Consider the following 20,416-nt stretch of genomic DNA (forward strand, 5'->3'; position numbering starts at 1 on the left):
CCGCAGGTGTGACCGCCGGTTCATTGACCCCACGACGAAGACGTTGAATCATCGCGCATATTTTGGGTGTTGCGATGTTAGAGATCAGTGTTTTCTGCGTTATCCTGCTGGCGGCCGGCTATTGGACGACCATGTTCGTCATGGGCCGCCGCGACGACGTCATCCATGGCAAGTTCGTCCATGTCGACGAGGAGGGCGATTTGACCCGTCCCGCGATGCCGGCGCCGCCGCCGCCATTCCCGAAGCGCCCGGTCAAGGCCGCCCAGCCTGCCAGGTCGCCATCCGCCAATGATCTCGCGGCCAAGCCGGTGAACAGCGAAGCGCTGCAATCGCTGCTCGCCGCGATCCAGCAGGATCTCAAGAGCGTCGCCTGAGCCGATGGCAGGCCTTAATGCTCGCCGCCCATCTGGGCGAGCAGCTCCTCGATGTCGACATCGACCTGGCCTGCGACCCTGACGTGGCGGACCTCGAAACTGTCGGGTCGGAAGCGATACTCGACCAGGCCGACTTCCTTGAGTGCGATCCGGTCCTGCCGCGCATCGTTGATGACGAAGCCGGCCGACGGCGCCCAGACATGGCGGGTGCGGTGCCAAGTGAAATCGCGCCGCTGGTGCACGTGGCCGCATGCGATGAGGCGCAGGTCGACATGCGCGAACATCTCGATCAATCGGGCCCGCGCCGGCTGCGGCACGTAGCGGATCGAGGTCTCCGGCGTCTCCGGATCGTCGGGCCGGTTGAGAAACAGCGGCTTGTGCAGGAACAGCGCCACCGGCTTGCGGTTCGTCTGCGCGATCTCGGATGCCAGCCAGTCAAACTGCTCGGCCTCGAAGGCGAGCCCTGAAGTCATCACCAGCGAATTGAGGCCGATGAAGCGCCAGCCTGCGGCTTCGAACGCCCAATGGTCTTCGCCGATGATGTCGCAGAACTGCCGGCGGTGTGCTTCGCTGACCGGCGGCTTCGGCGCCGGCCCGATCGCGGTCGGATTATCGCCGATGTCGTGATTGCCGGGGAGATAGCGGCACGGGACGGGCAGGGCGTCGTGGAGGCCTTTTGCGAAGACCACATCGTCGCGGCCGGTCGGTCCGTCGAAGGAGACGTCGCCGGTGTTGACGACGAGATCGGGCCGATCAGCGTCGATGTGCTCGCAAACGCGATGGAAGTTGGCGACGAGGCCGGGGAAGCGCCGGCCGAGATGGGTGTCGGAGATCTGGGTCAGGCGAAATTCGGACATGCGATCAGCTTACCCGCCCTCGCGCGTCGGAACGATGACGGCGCAGGTCCGGATCGCAGCGAACAAAGTTTAAAGCACGCGGTAGCGGATCGTGTAGCCGTCCTGCGGTGCGATGGCTCCTGCCAGCGGAGAGGCGATGCGGTCGGCGAGATGCCAGGGGCCGAACTCGCCGGTGCGATGCGGCTCGGCGGGAAGGCGGAGGCGGAACTCGAACGTGCCCTTGCCCGGCAGGTTGACGACGAGCATGCGGTCCGCGGTGCGGTGGTTGAGCGCAACCGCGCCGCGCAGCAGCGCGCGGCCGTCATCGAGATCGCGCACGCCATCGACCAGCGCCAGCGTCTGGTTGCGGTCGGTGTGCAGCTCGATCTGGCTGTCGGTCGCCGCGGTCAGCATCTCCCGGGGCATGCGGATCTCGAACTCGACGGCGGGCTTGGAGGGATTGAGGCCGAGATAGGCAAGCGCGGCGTGGCGCATGTCGTAGGCGGCAAAGGCGAACAAGGCGATCGCCGCGAGCCCGGCCAGGCCATGCCTGACGACGTCGCGCCAGCTCCGGTAGCTCAGGCGGAAGTACACCTTCATTGCCAGCGCGACCGCGAGCGCCACCGCGATACCCGACAGCGCCGACATCAGGATGCCGAGCTGGCCGCCGGCGGATTCGGTCCATAGGCTGGACAGGGTGGTCATGGCGCCATCTCGCCTCTATCTCGCCTTGGGCCCCGACCAGGGCCGAAATCGCTTTAACGATCGGTGGTTGGTCGCAAGAGCGGGAACGCCGGTTCAACTCGCTGATTGTCAGCGTCAGAAGTCGCCGCTAATGACGGGCAGCGACGTTTCGCCTTGCGGGAAAGTTCCGATGTCCGTTCAAATGGTCTTGCTGCCGGTCTTCGTCCAGATCGGGCTCACCTTCGCCCTGCTGATCGGCATGGTTTTCGCGCGCCGCAAGACGCTGGTCTCGGGCGAGACCAAGATCCGCGACATTGCGCTCGGCGAGCCGAACTGGCCGAAGGGCGCCACCCAGATCGCCAATTGCTACCGCAACCAGTTCGAACTGCCGGTACTGTTCTACGTTCTGATCGCGCTGGCCTTGCCCTTGCGCCGCGCCGATCTCTTCATCGTGCTGATGTCCTGGGTGTTCGTGGTGACGCGCTTTGCCCATGCCGGGGTCTTCGTCTCCTCGAACGATCTCGGCCGGCGCTCCACGGTCTGGATCGCCGGCGTGCTGGTGCTGCTCGCCATGTGGATTTACTTCGCGCTGAAGCTCTTGTTGCTGATCTAGGCGCTCGCCCGCCAACGAAAGATAAAGAATGACCCCCGCTGCCCGGCTGTCCGCAGCCATCGAACTGATCGACACCATCGAGAGGGATCGCGTGCCCGCGGCCAAGGCGCTGAAGGAGTGGGGCACCGCGCACCGCTTCGCCGGTTCCGGCGACCGCGCCGCCATCGCCGGCCTCGTCTGGGACGTGCTGCGCCGCTACGCCTCGAGCGCGTTCCTGATGGATTCCGATACCGCCCGCGCGCGGCTGATCGGCATGCTCCGGCTCGAACGCGACATGGACACGGCGACGATGGGCGCCTTGTTCGACGGCAGCCGCTTCGCGCCGGCGCCGCTGACGGAGGCCGAGCAGGCCGCGCTCGCCTCGCGGTCTCTGAAAGATGCGCCGGCCGCGATCGCCGGCGACTATCCGGAATGGCTGGATCCGCACCTTGCAAAAGTGTTCGGCGAGGACCGTGTGGCGGAGGCGGCCGCGATGGCGAGCCGGGCGCCGCTCGACCTGCGCGTCAACACGCTAAAATCCAACCGCGACAAGGTGCTGAAGGCACTTGCTCATCTTCATGCGAAACCGACGCAATGGTCGGTAACGGGCTTGCGCATCGAGCTTTCGGCCGATGCGCGCAACCCCGGCATCCAGGCGGAAGAGGATTTCATCAAGGGCGCCGTTGAAGTGCAGGACGAGGGATCGCAGCTTGCGGCCCAGTTCACCGCGGCAAAGCCCGGCGAGCAGGTGATCGACCTCTGCGCCGGTGCAGGCGGCAAGACATTGGCGCTCGCCGCCCTGATGCAGGGCAAGGGCCGGCTGATCGCGACCGACCGCGACAAGCGCCAGCTCGCGCCGATCCACGAGCGGCTGTCGCGCGCCGGCGTCCACAATGCCGATGTCCGCACGCCCAAGGGCGAGGCCGATCCACTGGCCGACATTCGCGCCTCGGCTGATCTGGTCGTGATCGACGCGCCCTGTACGGGAACCGGGACCTGGCGCCGCAACCCCGACGCCAAATGGCGCATGCGGCCGGGCGCGCTGGAGATTCGCCTGCGCGACCAGGCCGAGGCGCTCGCGCGAGCGGCTCCGCTGGTGAAGCCGGGCGGCCGCATCGCCTACATCACCTGCTCGGTGCTTTCAGAGGAGAACGGCGATCAGGTGAGGGCGTTCGTCGCGCGCCATGGCGAGTTTTCGGTCGTACCGCCCGAGCAGACCGCCAGCGTGCTCTGGGACAAGGCGGAGGGTTTTGGCGAGGCCGCGCTGCGCTCGGACGAAGGCTGGCTGATGACGCCGCGGCGAACCGGAACGGACGGGTTTTTCGTCTCGGTGCTGCGGAAATCGTAAGCCGGTGGGCAAAGCGAAGCGCGCCTTTGCCCACCCGAGGTGTTCACCTCTCGAGGAGCTCACCTTGGCAGCTTGGCGATGGCCTCGCTGAGCTCGTGGATCTCATATGGCTTGCGCAGGATCGGGAAATCCCCGCGCACGCCGGCGGCGACCTCGCTGTAGCCGGTGGCGAGCAGGATCGGCAGGTTGGGATGGATCTGGCGCAGATGATGGGCGAGCGAGAGGCCATCCATCTTGCCGGGCATGACGATGTCCGAGAACACGAAATCGACGCCGTTGGTCTCGATCTCGCGCAAGGCGGCTTCGGCGTCGGCGACGCGGCGCACGTGGTAGCCGAGCTGCTCCAAGAGGCCAATGCTGACGATGGCGACGTCCGGATTGTCCTCCACCAGCAACACCGTGCCGCTGCCCTGGAACGCCGGCTCCCCAACCGTGTCCTGTGACGGCGCGTCTTCTCCGCGCGGCAGGACGATGGTGAACGTCGTGCCCTTGCCGAGCTCGCTTGCGACCTTCACGGTGCCGCCGGCCTGATGCGCGAAGCCGTGCACCTGAGAAAGGCCGAGGCCCGTGCCTTTTCCGATCGGCTTGGTCGTGAAGAACGGCTCGAAGATCTTGTCGAGCACGTCGGAGGGGATGCCGAGCCCGGTATCCGTGACGTCGACTGCGACGAAATCGCCGGCGAGGGGCGCTTCGTCTAGCGCGACATTGCGCGCGCGGATCGTCACCGTGCCTCCGTCGGGCATCGCGTCGCGGGCATTGATGACGAGGTTGAGCAGCGCGGTCTCGAGTTCGGAAGCGTCGGTCTTGACCGGCCAGACGTCGCCGCCGATGTCGAAGGCCAGCCGCACGGAGCTGCCGACGCCGGCATCGAGCACCTCGCGGATCGCCGCGATGCGTTCGGCGAAATTGATCGCCTGCGGGTTGACGCTCTGCCGCCGCGCGAAGGTGAGCAGCTGGTTGGTCAGCGCCGCGCCGCGCCTGGTGGCGGTCTCGATCGCGGAGATCGCGCGCTGAAGCTTGGCCGGGTCGTCGGCCCCTCGCTTCAGCATGTGGAGGCTGCCGCTGATGATCATCAGCAGGTTGTTGAAGTCGTGGGCGACCCCGCCGGTGAGCTGTCCCAGCGCGTCGAACTTCTGGGACTCGGCGAGCTGCTTCTGCATCGCCTCGAGCTTGATCTGGGTATTGCGGCGTTCGGTGATGTCGCGCGTGATCTTGGCGAATCCGACCAGTTTGCCGTCCTCGTAGATCGGATCGATCACGACGCTGGCCCAGAAGAACGTGCCGTCCTTGCGGACGCGCCAGCCTTCCTCCTCGTAGCGGCCCTTCTCCCTGGCAATGCCGAGCGCACGGGCCGGCTTGCCGTTGGCGCGGTCGGTTTCGGTGTAGAAGCGGGAGAAATGCTGGCCGAGGATCTCTTCGGGTGAATAGCCCTTGATGCGTTCGCCGCCGATGTTCCAGCTGGTGATGATCCCCTTGGGATCGAGCATGTAGAGGGCGTAGTCCGCAACTCCCTCAACCAACAGCCGGAAACTGCGTTCGCTCTCGAACAAGTCTCTCTGTTGACTGACTTTTTCAACCATTCCGGGACCCCGCCTCGACTGGAGCAAACGCCACAAGCGCCGGATGGTTCCCTGGGCCTGGAACATTTTTAAGCAGATTCCCCGCCTCGTATGCCGACGGCGTTGCTCTTGACAGCGGATCGGTCTTATCAGATATTTCTGTAATGACAGAAATAACCGGAAAGAAGAAACTCCCCGCCGCCGTCGAGCGCTTCATCCTGCATTGGGGCGACATGGGGGACGAGTGGGGCGTCAATCGCTCGGTCAGCCAGATCCACGGGCTGCTCTACCTTTCCGAAGCACCGATGACTGCCGAGGATATCGCCGACACGCTCGGCATGGCGCGCTCCAACGTTTCCAACTCGATCAAGGAATTGCTCGCCTGGAACCTGATCCGCCGGGTGCCGATCCTGGGCGACCGCCGCGACCATTACGAGGCCGAGACCGACATCTGGGAGGTCGCCGCCAGAATTGCGGCGCGGCGCAAGGAGCGGGAGCTCGATCCGGCGATCGCGGCGCTCAGGGCCTGCGTGTCCGACGCCACCGACGATCCCACCATCAATCCGGTCGCCAGCAAGCGGCTGAAGGAGATGCTCGCCTTCACCGAGCTCGCCGACCACTGGTTCATGCAGATGCTGAAGGTGCCGCGGCCGCGGCTGGTCGCCTTGATGCGCCTTGGCGAGAAGATCGTGAGCCTGCTGCCGCTGGGCAAGGTCAAATAGTGTCGGGAGGGTGCGATGACGTCGGCTCGATTATCAGGCTCCAGCGCACCTTTCTCCGTTCACACCAAACTGTTCGACGATCGCCGTTTCCGTTCGCTGTTGTCGGACGAGGATTGGGGCCGCCTGCCGCTCGCAACCTGGCGGCGCTTTTCCAAACGTGTCGCCGATGGCGACAGCGTGGTCTATGTCGGCGTGGTCGACGAAATCTCTTTCAGCGACATCGGCTGGTGGTTCGCGCAGGCAGCAAGGCTGATCGGCGGGCCGCTGCCGACCGGCCGTGACACCGGCGTGCCGATGATCGTGACCGTCACCGAGGACAGCGCGACCGGCGGCCAGACCTGGACCCGCATCTGCGCGCGCAAGCGCGGCTTTCCGCAAGTGATCCATTCCGCCAAGCGTTTCGCCGGACCGACCGGGCTCGAGGAATATGTCGGCTTCGGCGTCTCGATGGCGCTCCGGATCGCGGTCGAGGGCGAGACGCTGACCTTTCGCAGCGCCGGTTACGGCCTCCAGCTCGGCTCGCTCTGGATCCCGCTGCCGCAATGGCTCACGCCGGGCGACCTCACGGTGACTCATCGCGATCTCGGCGAGGGCGCCTTCCGTTTCACTCTCGATGTCACCCACCCGCGTTGCGGCGCGCTGATCCATCAGTCCGCCATCTTCAGGGAGGCCGTATCATGACGCCGCTGTTGTGGGCGCTCATCGCCATCCAGATCGTGATGGGCGTGTTCGACACCTTCTATCATCACGAATTCACCGAGCGCCTGGCCTGGCGGCCGTCACAGCGCTTCGAGCTGAAGCTGCACGGCATCCGCAACATGTTTTATGCGCTGCTGTTCCTCGTGCTCGGCTGGTTGGAGGTCTACGGCGTTTTGGCGCTCTTGATCGTCGTGGTGCTGGTCGCCGAGATCGTCATCACGCTGATGGATTTCGTCGAGGAGGATCTCAGCCGGAAACTGCCGCCGAGCGAGCGCATCAATCACACGCTGCTCGCGATCAATTACGGCGCCATTCTCGTGCTGCTGCTGCCGGTCCTGATCGAATGGGCGATGCAGCCGTTCGGCGTGAGGGTCGTGTACCAGGGCCTGCTCAGCATCGCCGCCACCGCCTGCGCGATTGGCGCGGCGCTGTGCGGCGTCAGGGATTTTGCGGCGATGCGCCGGCTCGGCCGGATGCGAAGCGTGCCCGCTGCCGGGCTCGTCGAGAAACTGCCCGGTCGCAAGACCGTGCTCATCACGGGCGCCACCGGCCTCATCGGCGGTAGGCTTGCCGCGAGCCTCGGCGGGGCAGGGCATGATGTCATTGCGCTGATCCGCAACCCTGCCAAGGCCGAGATGTTGCCGCCGCCGGTGACGCTGATCACCAGCCTCGATCAGCTCTCCTCGGAAACAAGGATCGATGCCATCGTCAATCTCGCGGGAGAGCCGATCGGCAATGGTCTTTGGACCGAGGCGAAGCGCGCCAAGATCATCAGCTCGCGTGTCGACATGACCGGCGAGGTGGTCAAGCTGATCGCGCGGCTCGACCACAAGCCCGAGGTTCTCGTCAGCGGCTCCGCGATCGGCTGGTACGGTCTATGGGCCGACCAGGTGCTGACGGAGTCGGCGAAGTCGCACGCCAGCTTCAGCCACGAGCTGTGCGCGGCCTGGGAGCAGGCGGCGCGTCCGGCGGAGGAGCTCGGCGTGCGCGTGGTCTATTTGCGCATCGGCCTCGTGCTCGGCACCGAGGGCGGATTCATCACGCGCATGCTGACGCCGTTCGAGTTCGGTCTCGGCGGCCCGCTCGGCACCGGGCGGCAGTGGATGTCGTGGATCGAGCGCGACGATCTGATTCGCCTGATCGCCTATGTGATGGCAACGCCGGATCTCGCCGGGCCCGTCAACGCCACTGCGCCGATTCCGGTCACCAACGCGAAGTTCACCGAAGAGCTCGGGCGGCGCCTGCATCGGCCCGCGGTGTTCCGCATTCCCGGCAGCCTGCTGCGGCGGATCGGCGGTGGCTTCGCCGACGAGCTTTTGCTGGGCGGTCAGCGCGTGCTGCCGAACAAAGCGCTGAGCCGCGGTTTTGTGTTCAAGCACGAAACGCTGCGCAGCGCGTTCGAGGCGATTTTGTGAAACCTCAGTTGGCGGCGACACTTCTAAAGGTCGCCGCCACCGCACGCAGCGCAGCAAGCTTCGCGGGATCGCTGACTTTCGAATGCAGCATCACCTTCGAGCTGCCGAGCTTCGGCAGCTTGTGCGCGGGCCCGATGTCGACCAGCCCGGCAGGTGCGATCCGGCGCGCCAGCGGTGCGACGGCAAGTCCTGCGAGCGCCGCTGCGACCACCGCCGTCACGCCGCCGCCGACGAAGCGCTCGCGCCAGGCAAGACCCGCCTTGTCGAGCGCGCGTACGGCAATGGCGCGAACACCGCAGGGCGGGGCGAGCGTCGCAAGCGGCAGCGGCTCACCTTTCGGCAGGGAGAGGCGCCGTGCGGCGAACCAGCCGAACTCGTCCTCGGTCAGCGTCTCGCCGCCGCGGCGGCTGCCTTCCTGGCGGACGATCACCGCATCGAGTTCGCCTGAATCGTAAGCATCCTGCATCTCGCGCGAGAAGCCGATGGTGACGGCGAGGGTGAGATTTGCTGACATCGCGTGCAGGCGTTCGAGCAGCGGCACCAGTTCGGGGCCGGTCGCATGATCGGAGATGCCGAGCGAGAGCGATTGAGCGGCAGGTGCCTCGCCTGACAGTGCCCGGTCATGCGCCGCCATCAACGCGCGGGCGCGATCGAGGAAGCCGGCGCCGTCGGCAGTGAGCCGGACCGCGCGCGGCGACCGCTCGACGAGGCGCTTTCCCAGCAACGTCTCCAGCCGTTGCAGCTTGAGGCTGACCGCGGCCTGCGTCGTGCCGAGCGCTTCGGCGGTCCGCGTAAAGCTCTGGAGATCGGCGACCAGCAGGAAAGCCTTGATGGTGGCGATGTCGAGTGTGGCTGTCATTATGAAGTCTTATCACTGGTATCAACAGAGATAAGATACCAAAATGAAGGCCGCGGGTCTAGCTTCTCACCAACGCCGCGCAAACAGCGCCGCATCTCGAGGAGAGCCACAATGCCCCTGATCACCGTGTCCTACACCACCTCCCGCCAGGCGCCGTCGCTGAAGGCCGACATCGCGAGCGCCGTGTCCGAGCTCACCGCAAAAATCCTGCACAAGGATCCCAAAGTCACCGCCATCATCGTCAAGTCGGTGGATGCCGATGACTGGTTTGCCGGTGGCAAGTCGCTGGCCGAGCAGAAGCTCGCGAGCTACTGGCTCGACATCCACGTCAGCGAAGGCACCAACACCAAGGACGAGAAGGCGGCCTATCTCGCCGCCATGTTTAAGCGCATGGCCGAGATTCTCGGGCCGCTGCATCCCGAGACCTATGCGCATGTCGACGAGGTCAAGAGTGACGCCTACGGCTTTGGCGGCCTGACCCAGGAGCGGCGCTACATCGCCGGCAAGCTCGAGGTGCCGCTGCAGACGGCGTGAGGCTGCAGGCCGCGGGTGAGGAGTCTCACCCGCGGCCTGATCGTCAGCTCGCGGTGCTGAACTGGACTTCGGAATTGTTCAAAAAGCATGCCTTGTCGAACAGCGTCAGGTCCAGCGGGTTGGGCAGCCTGATGTCGCCGAGATCAGGGCAGGGCTTGACCTGGGGATCATAGGATCGGTCGATCTGCGAGATGAAGACGACGATCAGTCCCCGGTCGCGCGCGAAGGACTTCAGTGCGCCCACCTGAACGGCGAGGTCGGGGTTTTCCCGCCTCTGGTCGAGCAGCTGCAGATAGTCGATCACCACGACCGTGCCACGGGGCGCTGCTGCCATCTGCTTGACGACGTAATCGGCGCTGATGGCGTCGGAGCAGTCGACCTCGAAGAGGTCATCGAATTGCGCGGGCTCGACGCCGATCGCACGCAAGCGATCGAAAACATCCTGCTCGGTATATTCGAGCGAGAAGAACGCGGCGCGGTGGCCCGACTTCATGGCCTCCACGGCAAGCTCGAGGCTCATCAAGGTCTTGCCCTGACCGGGCCGCGCGCCGACGAGCACGAGGTCGCCGGGGTGGAATTGCGGGAATAGCCTGTTCGCCGGCGTCATCGCGGCGGCTTTCGCCGCGAGCATGCTCCAGGCGGAAAAGCCCTCCGTCGCGGCGACGCGGTCGAGCGCGTCGTGCAGCGGAATGTTTTCGTCGCGGGACAGGCGCTTTGCTTTTCGCTTGAGATGATAGATCGGCGCAGAGAGTCTCATCGTCAAAACCTCCCATTGCGAGCAGGTAACGCAATCCCTCCTTATGCCCAGCGCTCGAACAGTCGGTCCGATGATCTCATCGCCCTGCATGAGGTCTGCTTTCCCGGCGGAGGGGGGAGGCGTGGGCGGCACCGGACTTGAGAATGGCCGATTCTGCGGCGGCGGAGAACGCGAGACAGTGCGTCTTCAACAGGACTAGATCAGGCGGCCGCTTCCGCCACTGGCGCGCGGGTCGGCCCGAACAACTGCTCGAACGCCTGGCGCAGCGCGATATCGACGTCAGCCATGGTCACGAGCTGGCCGAGGTCGACCAGCGAGGTGACGCCGTAACGGGGATCGACGACCCCGCACGGCACGATGCCGGCGAAATGCGACAGCTCCGGCTCGACATTGATGGCGATGCCGTGGAACGAGACCCAGCGCTTCAAGCGCACGCCGATCGCCGCGATCTTGTCCTCGTGCTCAGGCCCCTTGTCGGGCCGCTTCACCCAGACGCCGACCCGGTCCTCGCGCCGTTCGCCGCGGACGTTGAAGGCGGCCAGCGTCTTCAGGATCAATTCCTCCAGGCTCGCGACATAGGCCCGGACGTCCGGCCGGCGGCGCTTGAGGTCGAGCATGACATAGGCCACGCGCTGGCCGGGCCCGTGATAGGTGAGCTGGCCGCCGCGGCCGGTGGCGAAGGTCGGGAATCGGGCATCGAGCAGGTCGGTTTCCTTGCCCGAGGTCCCCGAGGTGTAGAGCGGGGGATGCTCCAACAGCCAGACCAGCTCCGGCGCCTCGCCGGCCGCGATCGCGGCGACCCGCGCCTCCATGGCGGCGACCGCCTCCGGATAGGCCACCGGCGCGTCCGAGATTCGCCATTCGACGGGCTCGCCGCCGGCAGCGGAAAACGACGTCAAATCGAGCTGTTCGCGGGGGTTTTGAGGTGAATTAACCATTGGCTAACCATAACGTGGTGATGATCGCAGGTGCAAATGCCAAGTCCCTAGTTGCGGCGGTCCTAACAGTGCCCACTCTCGATAAAGTCACCGTGGATCTCATGGTCGTCCTCGGGACGACCACCATGCCGATCCATCAGGTATTACGTCTTTCCCGCGGCGCCATCATCGAGCTGGACGCAACCGAGGCCGACGAGGTCAAGGTCCTCGCCAACAACCTGCCGGTCGCCTCCGGGGTCGTGCTGGTGGATCGCAACCGAATCGCGGTCGAGGTCAAGCAGATGCTGCCGCGCTCGCCGGGCACGCGGTAGCCCGCCTGGGCACGCGGTAGCGGCCCCTACATCGGGTCAGGGCCGATTTGGGCAAGGAGCCTGAACTTTCCTGCAAAGCTTGTGGAATTCAGGGCCTTTGCAGGCTTGTACCCCTCTGATGGATTTGTTAGATCGGCGCCGTTGATCCGGCCGGCCTTCAAGCCTCAAGCCGGCATCCCCAAAGCGCTCGTGGCGGAACTGGTAGACGCGCTGCCTTGAGGTGGCAGTGAGTAAAATCGTGGGGGTTCGAGTCCCTCCGAGCGCACCAAATCCTCGTTTGTCACTGAAATAGCTAAGCTTTTTTCAAAGCTCGATCGGGCGCGCACGACCTCGTGCCGCGCTGCTCTCGTCCGCCGCTCATCCCCGGCGTCAGCTCATCCCGGCCTCGATTCGGCGGGGCCGTGGCATACCCGGGCTCGGTCTGCTCGATCATCGGCTGCATGAATACGGAACGAGGGCCGTCGGGATCGCATTTGCAGGTAAGCCGCCGCGGACGTGCCGCGGCATGCGTTCGCCGGTGGAGGACAATGAGAAACAGCGCGTCGGACGTCGCCGAGATCAGGGACGCCGTTCACCTCTGCATCGACATGCAGAACATTTTCGCTCCCGGCGGTTTGTGGGCGACGCCGTGGATGGAGCGGGTCCTGCCGACGATCGCTTCGATCGTTGCTCGTTATCAGGCCAGAACCGTCTTCACGCGCTTCATCACCCCGGAAGATCCCGCGGATCGTCGCGGGCAGTGGCAGCGCTATTTTCATCGATGGCACCAGGCAACGCGCAGGAATCTCCCGCCGTCCGCCCTCGATCTCGTGCCGGCCCTCACCAGGTTCGTTCCGCCGGCCGCGATCATCGACAAGCCGGCCTATTCCGCGTTCAGCAATCCCGCGCTTGCGACTTTGCTGGTCGACAAGAACGTCGGCACGGTCGTGATCTCGGGCGCAGAGACCGACGTCTGCGTGCTCTCGACGGTGCTGAGTGCGGTCGATCTCGGCTTCCGGGTCGTCATCGTCGAGGACGCGCTGTGCTCATCGTCGGACGTCGGGCACGATGCGCTCATGACCATGTACCGCACCCGCTTCCACGGCCAGGTCGACCTCGTGACCGCGGAGGAGCTGGCCGAGTTCTGGCGGGAGTGGGGTGCCATCGGCTCAATTGAAATTGTCGCCGAACATGTTGCGGAAGGCGGTGGCGACGGCCGCAGCGCCGTCCACGCCATGCATCAACGCGATCTCGCCCTGCTGCGCGTGGCGAATGGCGTGGGCCATGATGCGCAGGCGCGGATCGCCGCGGCTCCGCCACATCCGGTCGGCCATCCTGACCGCACCGGCATGATGCCTGCTCATGGCATCGACGAAGACCGTGTCGAACTGGCCGGGCGGTGCGGCCTTCACCGCGCGCATCTCGGCCGGCGTCAAGTAGCCGGGCATCGTGGCGCGTTCTTCCGTGCTGCAATCGGGCATCTCCATGTCGAACCAGCTCAGCCACCAATTCTCGAAGATCCTGCTCTCGCCGGCCTGGCTCGCGACCATCAGAATCGCGAGCTTGCGCAGATGCGGGTCCTGAGCCTGTTCGGCGGCGATCCGCGCCAGCTCGATGCCTTGGGCGTGATGCGCCGTCATGTGCCTGATGTAGCTCTGGTCCGCGTCCCTGTCGCGGCCCATCCACGGGACTTCGTAGCCGTGGCTGCCGAACAACTCGGTCGCGCCGAGCAGCGCGACCATGGCGAGCGCGCCCATGGTCCAGGCATTGGTGAAGCGAATGTCGCGCGCCGGCACCTGGCCGCGCCGCCAGCGCAGCCGGGCGAACAGCGGGTACATCAAAGCCGAGCAGCCATGGACCAGCAGTCCGATCCAGTAGGGCTGCTGCAGCGTGAACAGCGGCTGCCAGAACGGAAACAGCGGCACCAGCCCGAACCATTCCGTGGCTGAGGTGAACGCCGCCCACGGCAGCGCCAGCAGCAGGATCGTGAGCGGCCGTAGGTCCGCGGTCCACCGCCCGAGCACGCCAAAGAACACCAGCGCCCAGGAAAAATCCGCCCATTGGTGGAAGGCGATGCCGGCAAGGATCGCGCTCCATGACGGCTCCGCGCTGAGCGCCCCGTCGCGCAGCGGGATGGCGGCGACCGTCATCCAGTCGACCGCGGCATCGCGGCCGATGCGGGCGGCGAACAGCTGGCTGACCAGGGTCGAGAACGTGCTGCTGATCAGGCCGAGCTCGGCGGCGGCGAGCCAGCGCGAACGTCGCTGCTGCTCCCTGAACCGCAACGGTCGCGGCTCCGCGTTCACGTCAGCTGCTTGAGCTTCTTCAGGGGATTGAGTTCACTCGGCTTGTCCTGGTCGTCGCGGCCACGCTCGGCTTCCGCCTTGCCGTCATCGTGGAGATCCTGGTCGCCGATGATCTCGCCGACAGCCTGCCTGGTCTTGCCGACGATGCGCTGCCGAAGGCCCTTCGTCCTGGTCATGGCCTGCCTCCAAACTTGCGCCGCCAACCCCGGCGCCTGAAGGGGGCGAGCGCCGGGGCGGTGCGGTTTCGCAGTCCGCCTCCGGCAGGGGGGATGACGGAGGCGTTGATCAGACGCGCTGATGCGCGGATGGTTCCTGCCGTTACCGCACTTCAATCGCGATGATCACGCCTTCATTGCCGCGGAGCAGGATGGATGCATCCGGCAATGGCTCGGGCGGTCGGTCCAGGTGCGTCGACATCATCAGACGGCCCCTTCCTTGCCAGTGGTATTTCCGCGGTTCGGCAGCGATGTTGAGCGCGATCAGGAATCCGTCGGCACCGTCGGTCCGTCCAAAGGCGAGCACGTCGTTCTGCGAACGCAGCGGCTCGTAACCGCCCCGGCGCAGGCACGCGTGCTCGCGCCGCAGCGCCATCAGCGCGCGAAACAGCGCCAACATCGAACGCTCGTCGCGCTGCTGCGCGGCGACGTTGGCGGCGCCATCCGGACTCTCCAGCGGCAGCCACGGCTCGCCATTGGTGAAGCCGCCGTCGGGATTTTCGTCCCAGCGCATCGGCGCGCGCTCGGGATCGCGGCACAGGCCGAACCCGGGCACGAGCTTCTCGAAGGGATCGCGCACGCGGTCGGACGGTATCGGAACGCGCTTGCGGCCGATCTCGTCGCCCATGAAAAAGAACGGCGTGCCCCGTAGTGTCATCAACAGCATCGCCAGCACGCGCATCTGCGCCTCGCCGATCTTGCTCGCGATCCGCTGCTTGTCGTGGCCGCCGATCACCCAGACCGGCCAGCCATGGTCCGGGATCGCGTTGAAGTAAGCATCGATCGCTGCTTGCAGCGATAGCGCGTTCCAGGGCGTATCGAGCAGCGCGAAATTGAGTGGCAGATGCAGGCGCGGCTTGCCGTTGCCATAGAAATGGCCGATGCGGTCGGTCTTGCCCTGGACCTCGCCGCAGAGCATGCGCCCCGGATAGGTGTCGATCACCTCGCGGATGAACTCGATGCAATCCATCGTCTCCGGCCGGTCGTCGGTGAAGACGGGTGTCTGACGCTGCGGCGGCGGCTTGCCCTCGGCCTGGGGGTTCGGCGGATTGTCGCGCATGAGCGCGTCCTTGATCAGGACCGCGCTGGCATCGACGCGAAAGCCGTCCACGCCGCGGTCGAGCCAGAACCGCATGACGTCGGCGATCGCATCGCGCAGCTGCGGGTTGCGCCAGTTCAGGTCGGGCTGCTCGACCAGGAAGGAGTGATAGTAATATTGCCGCCGCGCCTCGCACCATTCCCAGCCGCTGCCGCCGAAACGACTGAGCCAGTTGTTGGGCGGCCCGCCATTATCGGCCGCATCGGCCCAGATATACCAATCGGCCTTGGTGCCATGGCGCGAGCTCGAACTCTCGACGAACCAGGAATGATCATTGGCGGTGTGATTGGGGACGAGGTCGAGGATGAGGCGGATGTTTTCGCCGTGCAGCGCCTTGAGCAACTGGTCGAACTCCTCCAGGCTGCCGAAAGCAGGATCGACCGAGCAATAATCGGAAATGTCGTAGCCGAGGTCGCGGAACGGGCTCTTGTAGATAGGCGTCAGCCAGACCGCGTCGACGCCGAGCCATTTCAGATAGTCGATGCGCGACATCAGTCCGGCGAGGTCGCCCTTGCCGTCGCCGTTGGAGTCCTGGAAGGAGATCAGTGCGATCTCGTAGATGACGGCGGATTCCCACCACTTGGCTTTGTCAGGGGACTCGACGCTCATCACCTTGCTTGACCTCGTTCTGCCGGGCGTGAGCCGCGATCTGCCTCGCCGCGGTCCGGACGCTCTCGATGCCCTTGGGGAAACCGCTGCGGTTCGGATAGAGCTTGCGGCGTGCATCGCGCGCCGGGCGCCGCGGCTTGGTCGCCTGCGCGGTCCGGTAGTCGAGCATGGCGATGCCGCCGACCATCAGCAGCGCCAGTGCAATATTGCCCTTCTTGGGATTGTCCGGCGTCAGCCCCGACAGCAGCGCCGCGGCATCGAGGCCGTCGCCGCCGACGCGGGCCCACAGGCCGGCATTCTTCTCGACCGACAGAGTCATGATCCCGGCCATGATCTCGCGGATGCCGAAGGACCGCACCAGCGTCTCATGGCCTTCCATGCCCAGCGTTTCCGTGACGCGCCGCGGCGCGAACAATTCGACGACTCCGAGGCCGATGCTGAACCAGCCGAGCGCCCGGGCGAGCTGGTCCACCGGCTGCTTGAGGCTCGGGCCGCCTTCGACGATCTTCGGATCGCCCTTGGTGCGCACGATGTTGGAGAAATGAAACATGGGCTTGCTCCCTTAGGGTTTCAGCACGACCTTGACGCAGGAATCGCGCTTGTCGCGAAACACCTGGTACATCTCCGGTCCCTGTTCGAGCGGGACGGTGTGGGTGATGACGAAGGACGGATCGATCTCGCCGTCCTCGATGCGGCGAAGCAGATCGTCGGTCCAGCGGTTGACGTGGGTCTGCCCGGTGCGCATCGTCAGGCCCTTGTTCATGAAAGCGCCCATTGGCAGCATGTCGGACATTCCGCTGTAGACGCCCGGCACCGAGATGATGCCGCCGGGACGGCAGACATAGATCATCTCGCGCAGCACGTGGGGCCGGTCGCTCTCCGCCATCACCATCTGCTTGGCGCGGTCGAGCAGGGTGTCGGGCAGCGAGGCCATCACATGCGATTCCATGCCGACGCAATCGATGCATTTCTCCGGGCCCTTGCCGTCGGTCAGGTCCTGCAGCCGCTCCAGCACGCTCTCGGTCTCGAAGTTGATGGTGGTGGCGCCGCCGGCTTCCGCCATGCTGAGGCGTTCGGGCAGGCAGTCGATCGCGATCACCTGATTGGCGCCGAGCAGGATGGCGCTGCGGATCGCCATTTGGCCGACCGGACCACAGCCCCAGATCGCGACCGTGTCGGTCGGCTCGATGTCGCATTGCGCGGCAGCCTGCCAGCCGGTTGGGAAGATATCGCTGAGGAACAAGAGTTGCTCGTCGGGGATGCCTGCGGGCACCTTGATATGGGTGGCGTCGGCATAGGGCACGCGCAGATATTCGGCCTGGCCGCCGGGATAGCCGCCGGTCAAATGCGTGTAGCCGAACAGACCGGCGGTGGCGTGCCCGAATACCTTGTCGGCGAGATGGCGCTTGCGGTTGGTGGTCTCACAGACGGAAAAATTGCCGCGCTTGCACTGCTCGCATTCGCCGCAGATGATCGTGAAGGGCACGACGATGCGGTCGCCCTTCTTCAGCTTGCCGTCGACCCCCGAGCCGACCTCGACCACTTCACCCATGGTCTCGTGGCCCATGATGTCGCCGGGCAGCATGCCCGGAATGAAATTGTGGAACAGATGCAGATCGGAGCCGCAGATGGCGCAGCTCGTGACCTTGATGATGGCGTCGCGCGGGTCCTGGATCTCAGGGTCGGTGACGGTATCGCAGCGGATGTCCTCCTTGCCGTGCCAAACCAGCGCCTTCATCTTTCGTCCTCTCGGCTGAACCCAATTGCCACTCAAGTCCAGAAATGAACGATGGTTGCTAAGCGGCGCCCAATTCTTCGCACCGCGAAGGATAGGAACGAGATGCCGGCGGAGTGATTGGGCGTCATCATCTCATCGCAAGGACATGTGCCATGCCCGCCAATCAGCTCGCCGTCGTCACCGGCGCCTCCACCGGCATCGGCCTGGAGCTCGCCAGGTGCTGTGCCCAGGCAGGTTTCAATCTCGTCATCGCGGCGGATGAATCAGAGATCGCGCGGGTCGCGGTCGATCTGCGCCGGCTGGGCGGCAGCGTGGAGCCGGTCGAGGCCGATCTGTCCACCACCGAAGGCGTCGACAAGCTCTGCACCGCGGTCGGCGACCGGCCGATCGATGCGCTGCTCGCCAATGCCGGCGTCGGCCTCGGCAAGGCGTTCCTCGATCAGGACTTCGCCCAGGTGAAACACCTAATCGACACCAACATCACGGGGACGCTTTATCTGCTCCACCGCGTCGGCAACGAGATGCTTCGCCGCAATGCCGGCCGCATCCTGATCACGGGATCGATCGCCGGCTTCACGCCCGGCAGCTTCCAGGCGGCCTATAACGCCAGCAAGGCGTTCCTCGACTCGTTCTCGTTCGCGCTCCGCGAAGAGTTGCGGGACAGCGATGTCACCGTGACCTGCCTGATGCCGGGCGCCACCGACACAGAATTCTTTCGCCGCGCCGGTATGATGGACACCAAGGTCGGCACCGAGCAGAAGGACGGCGCCTACGACGTCGCCAAGGCTGGTTTCGATGCCATGCTGCGCGGGGAGGCCGACATCGTCACCGGGCTGAAGAACAAGATCCAGAGCACGGTCGCCAATGTTACGCCGAACGAGATGCTGGCCAAGCAGCATCGCAAGATGGCTGAGCCTGGGACGGCGAAATCGTGAGCTGGAGGACGCCTCAGCCCCCGCGACAATCGGCCAGCTAATAAACGCTGGACAAGGCGTCGCGGCCGATTCATAGCCCGATGCGCTGAGTTCGCCGATTGGTCAGACTGCTTCCGGCAGGACGGTGCTGCGTTGACGGTGGACCGCATGCAAATGCGGCGACCCATTACGGTTATGCCGTGATGACGGGCGCGATTGAATGGATGATGATGAGCTGATGGGGCACGAGGCGGTGATGCGGGTCGCTCTGCCTTATGCGGCAGTCCTTCTTTGTCTGGCGGTGACAGCCTGGCTCGCATTCGCGCATCTGTTTTGATCGTCGGCCGATCCTCGTCAGCTTCCGTCATCGGCAATCGTTGCACGAATTGGGCCTGGCCGCGCGAGCCCGCGCTGACGGTTCAGCGGCTCCCGGGTGAACAGTGCGGCGGCGGCGACGTGGTTTGAGTGAGCTACGCCGTTGAGTACATTGAGTAACTGATGCACCCGTGCTGAGAAAGTTTCGGGCGAAGGAGAACCGTTCCGCTTCCGGAACGTTAAGTGGGCGCCAAATGCAATTGCATCTGGCGTCATCAACATGTGAACGCAACGGCGCGCTCCGCTGACTGACAGGGGATAACGCCCATGACGATGATGCGGCGTCGGACGAAACACGAGGATACGTTGGAGGCGCGGCTGGCGGCCGAGGCCAAGCGGCTCCGTGAGGAGGCCAAATTGCTGCCGCCCGGTGCAGCGCGGGACGAGATGCTGCGCAAGGCCCGCCAGGCTGAGACAGGCTCCCAGATGAGCGAATGGCTGAGGTCACCGGGCCTGCAGCCACCCGTTTAAGTGGCCGCTAGGTAAGTTGCTAGCAAGCGCGCAGCCTGCCAAGGCTGCACGCGCCGGGAACGGGTTAGATGTCGGCGCGTACCGATGCGCTGATGTCGTGGGCAGAAACCGGAAAAATGAGCGCCACGTCCATCGTCCCCGTTGTGTCCGGTTGTCACCCGGCGGTGCGCGTCGTCAACGCCGCTTCGCCGCTTTGGTTCGCCGGTTGTAAGGCGAGCGGTTGACGGGCCGCAGCGAAATCCCTTCGCGCTGCGCCTTGCTGCGGATGGCCGCGACCGGGCGCTGCAGCTTGATGCTCATCACGCCGGTCGGCGTGTTACCTTTCGCGAGCTGCTTCAGCTTGCTGACATCCGCGGGCGTCCAGGGCTGCCGCGCCCGGCGCTTGTAGGCCGGGTTCGCCTTGCGCGGTCCCTTGCGGCCGATCGGTGAGCCCGGCCGCTTCCATGCTGCTTTTGCCATGATGATCCTCCTTCAGGCTCGTTCTTGAACATACGAATCAGCATTTCGGTTCCGCCGCAATCTGGCGCCGCGCGCCGGTCGCTTGCGCAAAATCACGCAGCGTTAACTTATGGAAATGCCGGAACCGCGAATTGGGGCGGAAGCTACCAGTTCTTTCCATCCGAAACCCGCTGTGAAAGTCCCATGACCGCCAAACGCAACCGCAGGAAACAGACCCAATCGCTTCAGGAGCGATTGGCCGCTTTCGCCGAAAGCGCCCGCGAGCGCGCGCGCAACCTGCCGCCCGGCAGGGAGCGGGAGATGCTGCTGCAACGCGCCAGGCAGAACGAATTGACCTCGAACCTCACGGACTGGCTGAGCGCACCCGTCTTGCCCAGACGAGGGACATCATAATGGGCGGCATCAAGCATTACCGCGCGTTCCAGATCGATCCGGACGGGCAGGTGTTCGGATGCATCAACCTCGTCTGCGACCATGACGAGGAGGCCAAGCGCGAAGCCGCCGCGCTCGTGCTGGCCCACCGCATCGAGCTGTGGCGGCTGGACCGGCGCATCGCGAAATTCGATGCGCCGCAGGAAGTGGCCCGCCAGTAACCGGAAGGAACCGTGTCCAGCGCCCCGGGT

Annotated in this window: 24 protein-coding genes, 1 tRNA gene and 1 pseudogene; 14 read left to right on the forward strand and 12 right to left on the reverse strand. The window is 65.2% G+C overall.

Annotation, left to right across the window (positions count from 1 at the left end):
• The first annotated feature begins 74 nt into the window (after positions 1-74).
• Entirely contained in the window at positions 75-374 is a 300-nt protein-coding gene (locus tag ML401_RS14130; protein ID WP_285812270.1) for a hypothetical protein, read from the forward strand.
• Between the two features lie 14 nt (positions 375-388).
• Here ML401_RS14130 and ML401_RS14135 read toward each other — a convergent pair whose 3' ends face one another.
• Positions 389-1,231, reverse strand: coding sequence for a metallophosphoesterase (locus tag ML401_RS14135; RefSeq protein ID WP_285812271.1), 843 nt, complete (start codon positions 1,229-1,231; stop codon positions 389-391).
• A gap of 69 nt (positions 1,232-1,300) precedes the next feature.
• Positions 1,301-1,915, reverse strand: a complete 615-nt coding sequence (locus ML401_RS14140; protein ID WP_285812272.1) for an acriflavin resistance protein — start codon at positions 1,913-1,915, stop codon at positions 1,301-1,303.
• A 169-nt stretch (positions 1,916-2,084) separates the two neighbouring features.
• Here ML401_RS14140 and ML401_RS14145 point away from each other — a divergent pair, with 169 nt between their 5' ends.
• Positions 2,085-2,507 (forward strand): MAPEG family protein, encoded by a 423-nt coding sequence (locus ML401_RS14145; RefSeq protein WP_285812273.1) that lies wholly within the window; start codon positions 2,085-2,087, stop codon positions 2,505-2,507.
• A 28-nt stretch (positions 2,508-2,535) separates the two neighbouring features.
• A complete protein-coding gene (locus ML401_RS14150) occupies positions 2,536-3,834 on the forward strand; it encodes an RsmB/NOP family class I SAM-dependent RNA methyltransferase (RefSeq protein WP_285812274.1) in 1,299 nt (432 codons plus the stop codon).
• Positions 3,835-3,893: 59 nt separating this feature from the next.
• Here ML401_RS14150 and ML401_RS14155 read toward each other — a convergent pair whose 3' ends face one another.
• Entirely contained in the window at positions 3,894-5,414 is a 1,521-nt protein-coding gene (locus ML401_RS14155; protein WP_285812275.1) for a PAS domain-containing sensor histidine kinase, read from the reverse strand.
• 143 nt (positions 5,415-5,557) lie between these two features.
• Here ML401_RS14155 and ML401_RS14160 point away from each other — a divergent pair, with 143 nt between their 5' ends.
• Genes ML401_RS14160 through ML401_RS14170 form a run of 3 tightly spaced genes read left to right on the forward strand, consistent with a single transcriptional unit; the run spans position 5,558 to position 8,229 of the window.
• Complete coding sequence (locus ML401_RS14160; RefSeq protein WP_285812276.1) at positions 5,558-6,115, forward strand: GbsR/MarR family transcriptional regulator; 558 nt, start codon at positions 5,558-5,560, stop codon at positions 6,113-6,115.
• A 15-nt stretch (positions 6,116-6,130) separates the two neighbouring features.
• Positions 6,131-6,796, forward strand: coding sequence for a DUF4166 domain-containing protein (locus ML401_RS14165; protein WP_285812277.1), 666 nt, complete (start codon positions 6,131-6,133; stop codon positions 6,794-6,796).
• Positions 6,793-8,229 carry a TIGR01777 family oxidoreductase gene (locus ML401_RS14170; RefSeq protein WP_285812278.1) on the forward strand — a complete coding sequence of 479 codons (1,437 nt, stop codon included), beginning with the start codon at positions 6,793-6,795 and terminating at the stop codon, positions 8,227-8,229. Before ML401_RS14165 ends, ML401_RS14170 begins: the two co-directional genes overlap by 4 nt.
• 4 nt (positions 8,230-8,233) lie before the next feature.
• On the opposite strand, the gene ML401_RS14175 is transcribed toward ML401_RS14170, so the two are convergent.
• Positions 8,234-9,088, reverse strand: a complete 855-nt coding sequence (locus ML401_RS14175) for a LysR family transcriptional regulator (protein ID WP_285812279.1) — start codon at positions 9,086-9,088, stop codon at positions 8,234-8,236.
• A 111-nt stretch (positions 9,089-9,199) separates the two neighbouring features.
• Here ML401_RS14175 and ML401_RS14180 point away from each other — a divergent pair, with 111 nt between their 5' ends.
• Positions 9,200-9,622 carry a 4-oxalocrotonate tautomerase family protein gene (locus tag ML401_RS14180; protein ID WP_194407622.1) on the forward strand — a complete coding sequence of 141 codons (423 nt, stop codon included), beginning with the start codon at positions 9,200-9,202 and terminating at the stop codon, positions 9,620-9,622.
• A gap of 43 nt (positions 9,623-9,665) precedes the next feature.
• Here the strand turns inward: ML401_RS14180 and ML401_RS14185 are convergent, their stop codons facing one another.
• Together ML401_RS14185 and lipB are read right to left on the reverse strand one after the other, a co-directional pair.
• On the reverse strand, positions 9,666-10,379 hold the full coding sequence (locus tag ML401_RS14185; RefSeq protein ID WP_285812280.1) for a DNA helicase: 714 nt from the start codon (positions 10,377-10,379) through the stop codon (positions 9,666-9,668).
• Positions 10,380-10,579: 200 nt separating this feature from the next.
• A complete protein-coding gene (gene lipB, locus ML401_RS14190) occupies positions 10,580-11,317 on the reverse strand; it encodes a lipoyl(octanoyl) transferase LipB (protein WP_211418042.1) in 738 nt (245 codons plus the stop codon).
• Between the two features lie 68 nt (positions 11,318-11,385).
• Between lipB and ML401_RS14195 the strand changes: the two genes are divergently transcribed.
• The 3 genes and pseudogenes from ML401_RS14195 to ML401_RS14205 form a co-directional block, all read left to right on the forward strand.
• A complete protein-coding gene (locus ML401_RS14195) occupies positions 11,386-11,628 on the forward strand; it encodes a FliM/FliN family flagellar motor switch protein (protein ID WP_018647371.1) in 243 nt (80 codons plus the stop codon).
• 183 nt (positions 11,629-11,811) lie between these two features.
• Positions 11,812-11,896 (forward strand) — tRNA-Leu (locus ML401_RS14200).
• A 259-nt stretch (positions 11,897-12,155) separates the two neighbouring features.
• Positions 12,156-12,761 (forward strand): annotated as a pseudogene (locus ML401_RS14205) (cysteine hydrolase family protein); the annotation flags it as partial.
• Between the two features lie 15 nt (positions 12,762-12,776).
• Here the strand turns inward: ML401_RS14205 and ML401_RS14210 are convergent.
• From ML401_RS14210 to ML401_RS14230, 5 genes are all read right to left on the reverse strand, one after another.
• On the reverse strand, positions 12,777-13,892 hold the full coding sequence (locus ML401_RS14210) for a DUF305 domain-containing protein (RefSeq protein ID WP_285812281.1): 1,116 nt from the start codon (positions 13,890-13,892) through the stop codon (positions 12,777-12,779).
• 17 nt (positions 13,893-13,909) lie between these two features.
• A complete protein-coding gene (locus ML401_RS14215; protein ID WP_212068365.1) occupies positions 13,910-14,089 on the reverse strand; it encodes a CsbD family protein in 180 nt (59 codons plus the stop codon).
• 142 nt (positions 14,090-14,231) lie between these two features.
• On the reverse strand, positions 14,232-15,836 hold the full coding sequence (locus tag ML401_RS14220; RefSeq protein ID WP_285812282.1) for an alpha-amylase family glycosyl hydrolase: 1,605 nt from the start codon (positions 15,834-15,836) through the stop codon (positions 14,232-14,234).
• A complete protein-coding gene (locus ML401_RS14225; RefSeq protein ID WP_259206119.1) occupies positions 15,817-16,386 on the reverse strand; it encodes a hypothetical protein in 570 nt (189 codons plus the stop codon). Before ML401_RS14225 ends, ML401_RS14220 begins: the two co-directional genes overlap by 20 nt.
• Positions 16,387-16,398: 12 nt before the next feature.
• Positions 16,399-17,574, reverse strand: a complete 1,176-nt coding sequence (locus ML401_RS14230) for a zinc-dependent alcohol dehydrogenase (protein ID WP_285812283.1) — start codon at positions 17,572-17,574, stop codon at positions 16,399-16,401.
• Between the two features lie 152 nt (positions 17,575-17,726).
• Between ML401_RS14230 and ML401_RS14235 the strand changes: the two genes are divergently transcribed.
• Entirely contained in the window at positions 17,727-18,509 is a 783-nt protein-coding gene (locus tag ML401_RS14235; protein WP_285812284.1) for an SDR family oxidoreductase, read from the forward strand.
• A gap of 627 nt (positions 18,510-19,136) precedes the next feature.
• Positions 19,137-19,334, forward strand: coding sequence for a hypothetical protein (locus tag ML401_RS14240; RefSeq protein WP_212068438.1), 198 nt, complete (start codon positions 19,137-19,139; stop codon positions 19,332-19,334).
• 174 nt (positions 19,335-19,508) lie between these two features.
• Here ML401_RS14240 and ML401_RS14245 read toward each other — a convergent pair whose 3' ends face one another.
• Positions 19,509-19,793, reverse strand: coding sequence for a hypothetical protein (locus ML401_RS14245; protein ID WP_057197072.1), 285 nt, complete (start codon positions 19,791-19,793; stop codon positions 19,509-19,511).
• Positions 19,794-19,976: 183 nt separating this feature from the next.
• Between ML401_RS14245 and ML401_RS14250 the strand changes: the two genes are divergently transcribed.
• Together ML401_RS14250 and ML401_RS14255 are read left to right on the forward strand one after the other, a co-directional pair.
• On the forward strand, positions 19,977-20,186 hold the full coding sequence (locus tag ML401_RS14250; RefSeq protein ID WP_259206125.1) for a hypothetical protein: 210 nt from the start codon (positions 19,977-19,979) through the stop codon (positions 20,184-20,186).
• Complete coding sequence (locus ML401_RS14255) at positions 20,186-20,386, forward strand: hypothetical protein (RefSeq protein ID WP_285812285.1); 201 nt, start codon at positions 20,186-20,188, stop codon at positions 20,384-20,386. Before ML401_RS14250 ends, ML401_RS14255 begins: the two co-directional genes overlap by 1 nt.
• Positions 20,387-20,416 lie beyond the last annotated feature (30 nt).

The organism is Bradyrhizobium sp. 62B, assembly GCF_030272265.2.
In the GTDB taxonomy this organism is placed as follows: Bacteria; Pseudomonadota; Alphaproteobacteria; order Rhizobiales; family Xanthobacteraceae; genus Bradyrhizobium.

What these genes read in the sequence shown, in the direction of transcription:
- ML401_RS14130 (WP_285812270.1), top strand. Translation starts at nt 75, where the DNA reads ATGTTAGAGATCAGTGTTTTCTGCGTTATCCTGCTGGCGGCCGGCTAT.
- ML401_RS14135 (WP_285812271.1), bottom strand. Translation starts at nt 1,231, where the DNA reads ATGTCCGAATTTCGCCTGACCCAGATCTCCGACACCCATCTCGGCCGG.
- ML401_RS14140 (WP_285812272.1), bottom strand. Translation starts at nt 1,915, where the DNA reads ATGACCACCCTGTCCAGCCTATGGACCGAATCCGCCGGCGGCCAGCTC.
- ML401_RS14145 (WP_285812273.1), top strand. Translation starts at nt 2,085, where the DNA reads ATGTCCGTTCAAATGGTCTTGCTGCCGGTCTTCGTCCAGATCGGGCTC.
- ML401_RS14150 (WP_285812274.1), top strand. Translation starts at nt 2,536, where the DNA reads ATGACCCCCGCTGCCCGGCTGTCCGCAGCCATCGAACTGATCGACACC.
- ML401_RS14155 (WP_285812275.1), bottom strand. Translation starts at nt 5,414, where the DNA reads ATGGTTGAAAAAGTCAGTCAACAGAGAGACTTGTTCGAGAGCGAACGC.
- ML401_RS14160 (WP_285812276.1), top strand. Translation starts at nt 5,558, where the DNA reads ATGACAGAAATAACCGGAAAGAAGAAACTCCCCGCCGCCGTCGAGCGC.
- ML401_RS14165 (WP_285812277.1), top strand. Translation starts at nt 6,131, where the DNA reads ATGACGTCGGCTCGATTATCAGGCTCCAGCGCACCTTTCTCCGTTCAC.
- ML401_RS14170 (WP_285812278.1), top strand. Translation starts at nt 6,793, where the DNA reads ATGACGCCGCTGTTGTGGGCGCTCATCGCCATCCAGATCGTGATGGGC.
- ML401_RS14175 (WP_285812279.1), bottom strand. Translation starts at nt 9,088, where the DNA reads ATGACAGCCACACTCGACATCGCCACCATCAAGGCTTTCCTGCTGGTC.
- ML401_RS14180 (WP_194407622.1), top strand. Translation starts at nt 9,200, where the DNA reads ATGCCCCTGATCACCGTGTCCTACACCACCTCCCGCCAGGCGCCGTCG.
- ML401_RS14185 (WP_285812280.1), bottom strand. Translation starts at nt 10,379, where the DNA reads ATGAGACTCTCTGCGCCGATCTATCATCTCAAGCGAAAAGCAAAGCGC.
- lipB (WP_211418042.1), bottom strand. Translation starts at nt 11,317, where the DNA reads ATGGTTAATTCACCTCAAAACCCCCGCGAACAGCTCGATTTGACGTCG.
- ML401_RS14215 (WP_212068365.1), bottom strand. Translation starts at nt 14,089, where the DNA reads ATGACCAGGACGAAGGGCCTTCGGCAGCGCATCGTCGGCAAGACCAGG.
- ML401_RS14220 (WP_285812282.1), bottom strand. Translation starts at nt 15,836, where the DNA reads ATGAGCGTCGAGTCCCCTGACAAAGCCAAGTGGTGGGAATCCGCCGTC.
- ML401_RS14225 (WP_259206119.1), bottom strand. Translation starts at nt 16,386, where the DNA reads ATGTTTCATTTCTCCAACATCGTGCGCACCAAGGGCGATCCGAAGATC.
- ML401_RS14230 (WP_285812283.1), bottom strand. Translation starts at nt 17,574, where the DNA reads ATGAAGGCGCTGGTTTGGCACGGCAAGGAGGACATCCGCTGCGATACC.
- ML401_RS14235 (WP_285812284.1), top strand. Translation starts at nt 17,727, where the DNA reads ATGCCCGCCAATCAGCTCGCCGTCGTCACCGGCGCCTCCACCGGCATC.
- ML401_RS14240 (WP_212068438.1), top strand. Translation starts at nt 19,137, where the DNA reads ATGATGCGGCGTCGGACGAAACACGAGGATACGTTGGAGGCGCGGCTG.
- ML401_RS14245 (WP_057197072.1), bottom strand. Translation starts at nt 19,793, where the DNA reads ATGGCAAAAGCAGCATGGAAGCGGCCGGGCTCACCGATCGGCCGCAAG.
- ML401_RS14250 (WP_259206125.1), top strand. Translation starts at nt 19,977, where the DNA reads ATGACCGCCAAACGCAACCGCAGGAAACAGACCCAATCGCTTCAGGAG.
- ML401_RS14255 (WP_285812285.1), top strand. Translation starts at nt 20,186, where the DNA reads ATGGGCGGCATCAAGCATTACCGCGCGTTCCAGATCGATCCGGACGGG.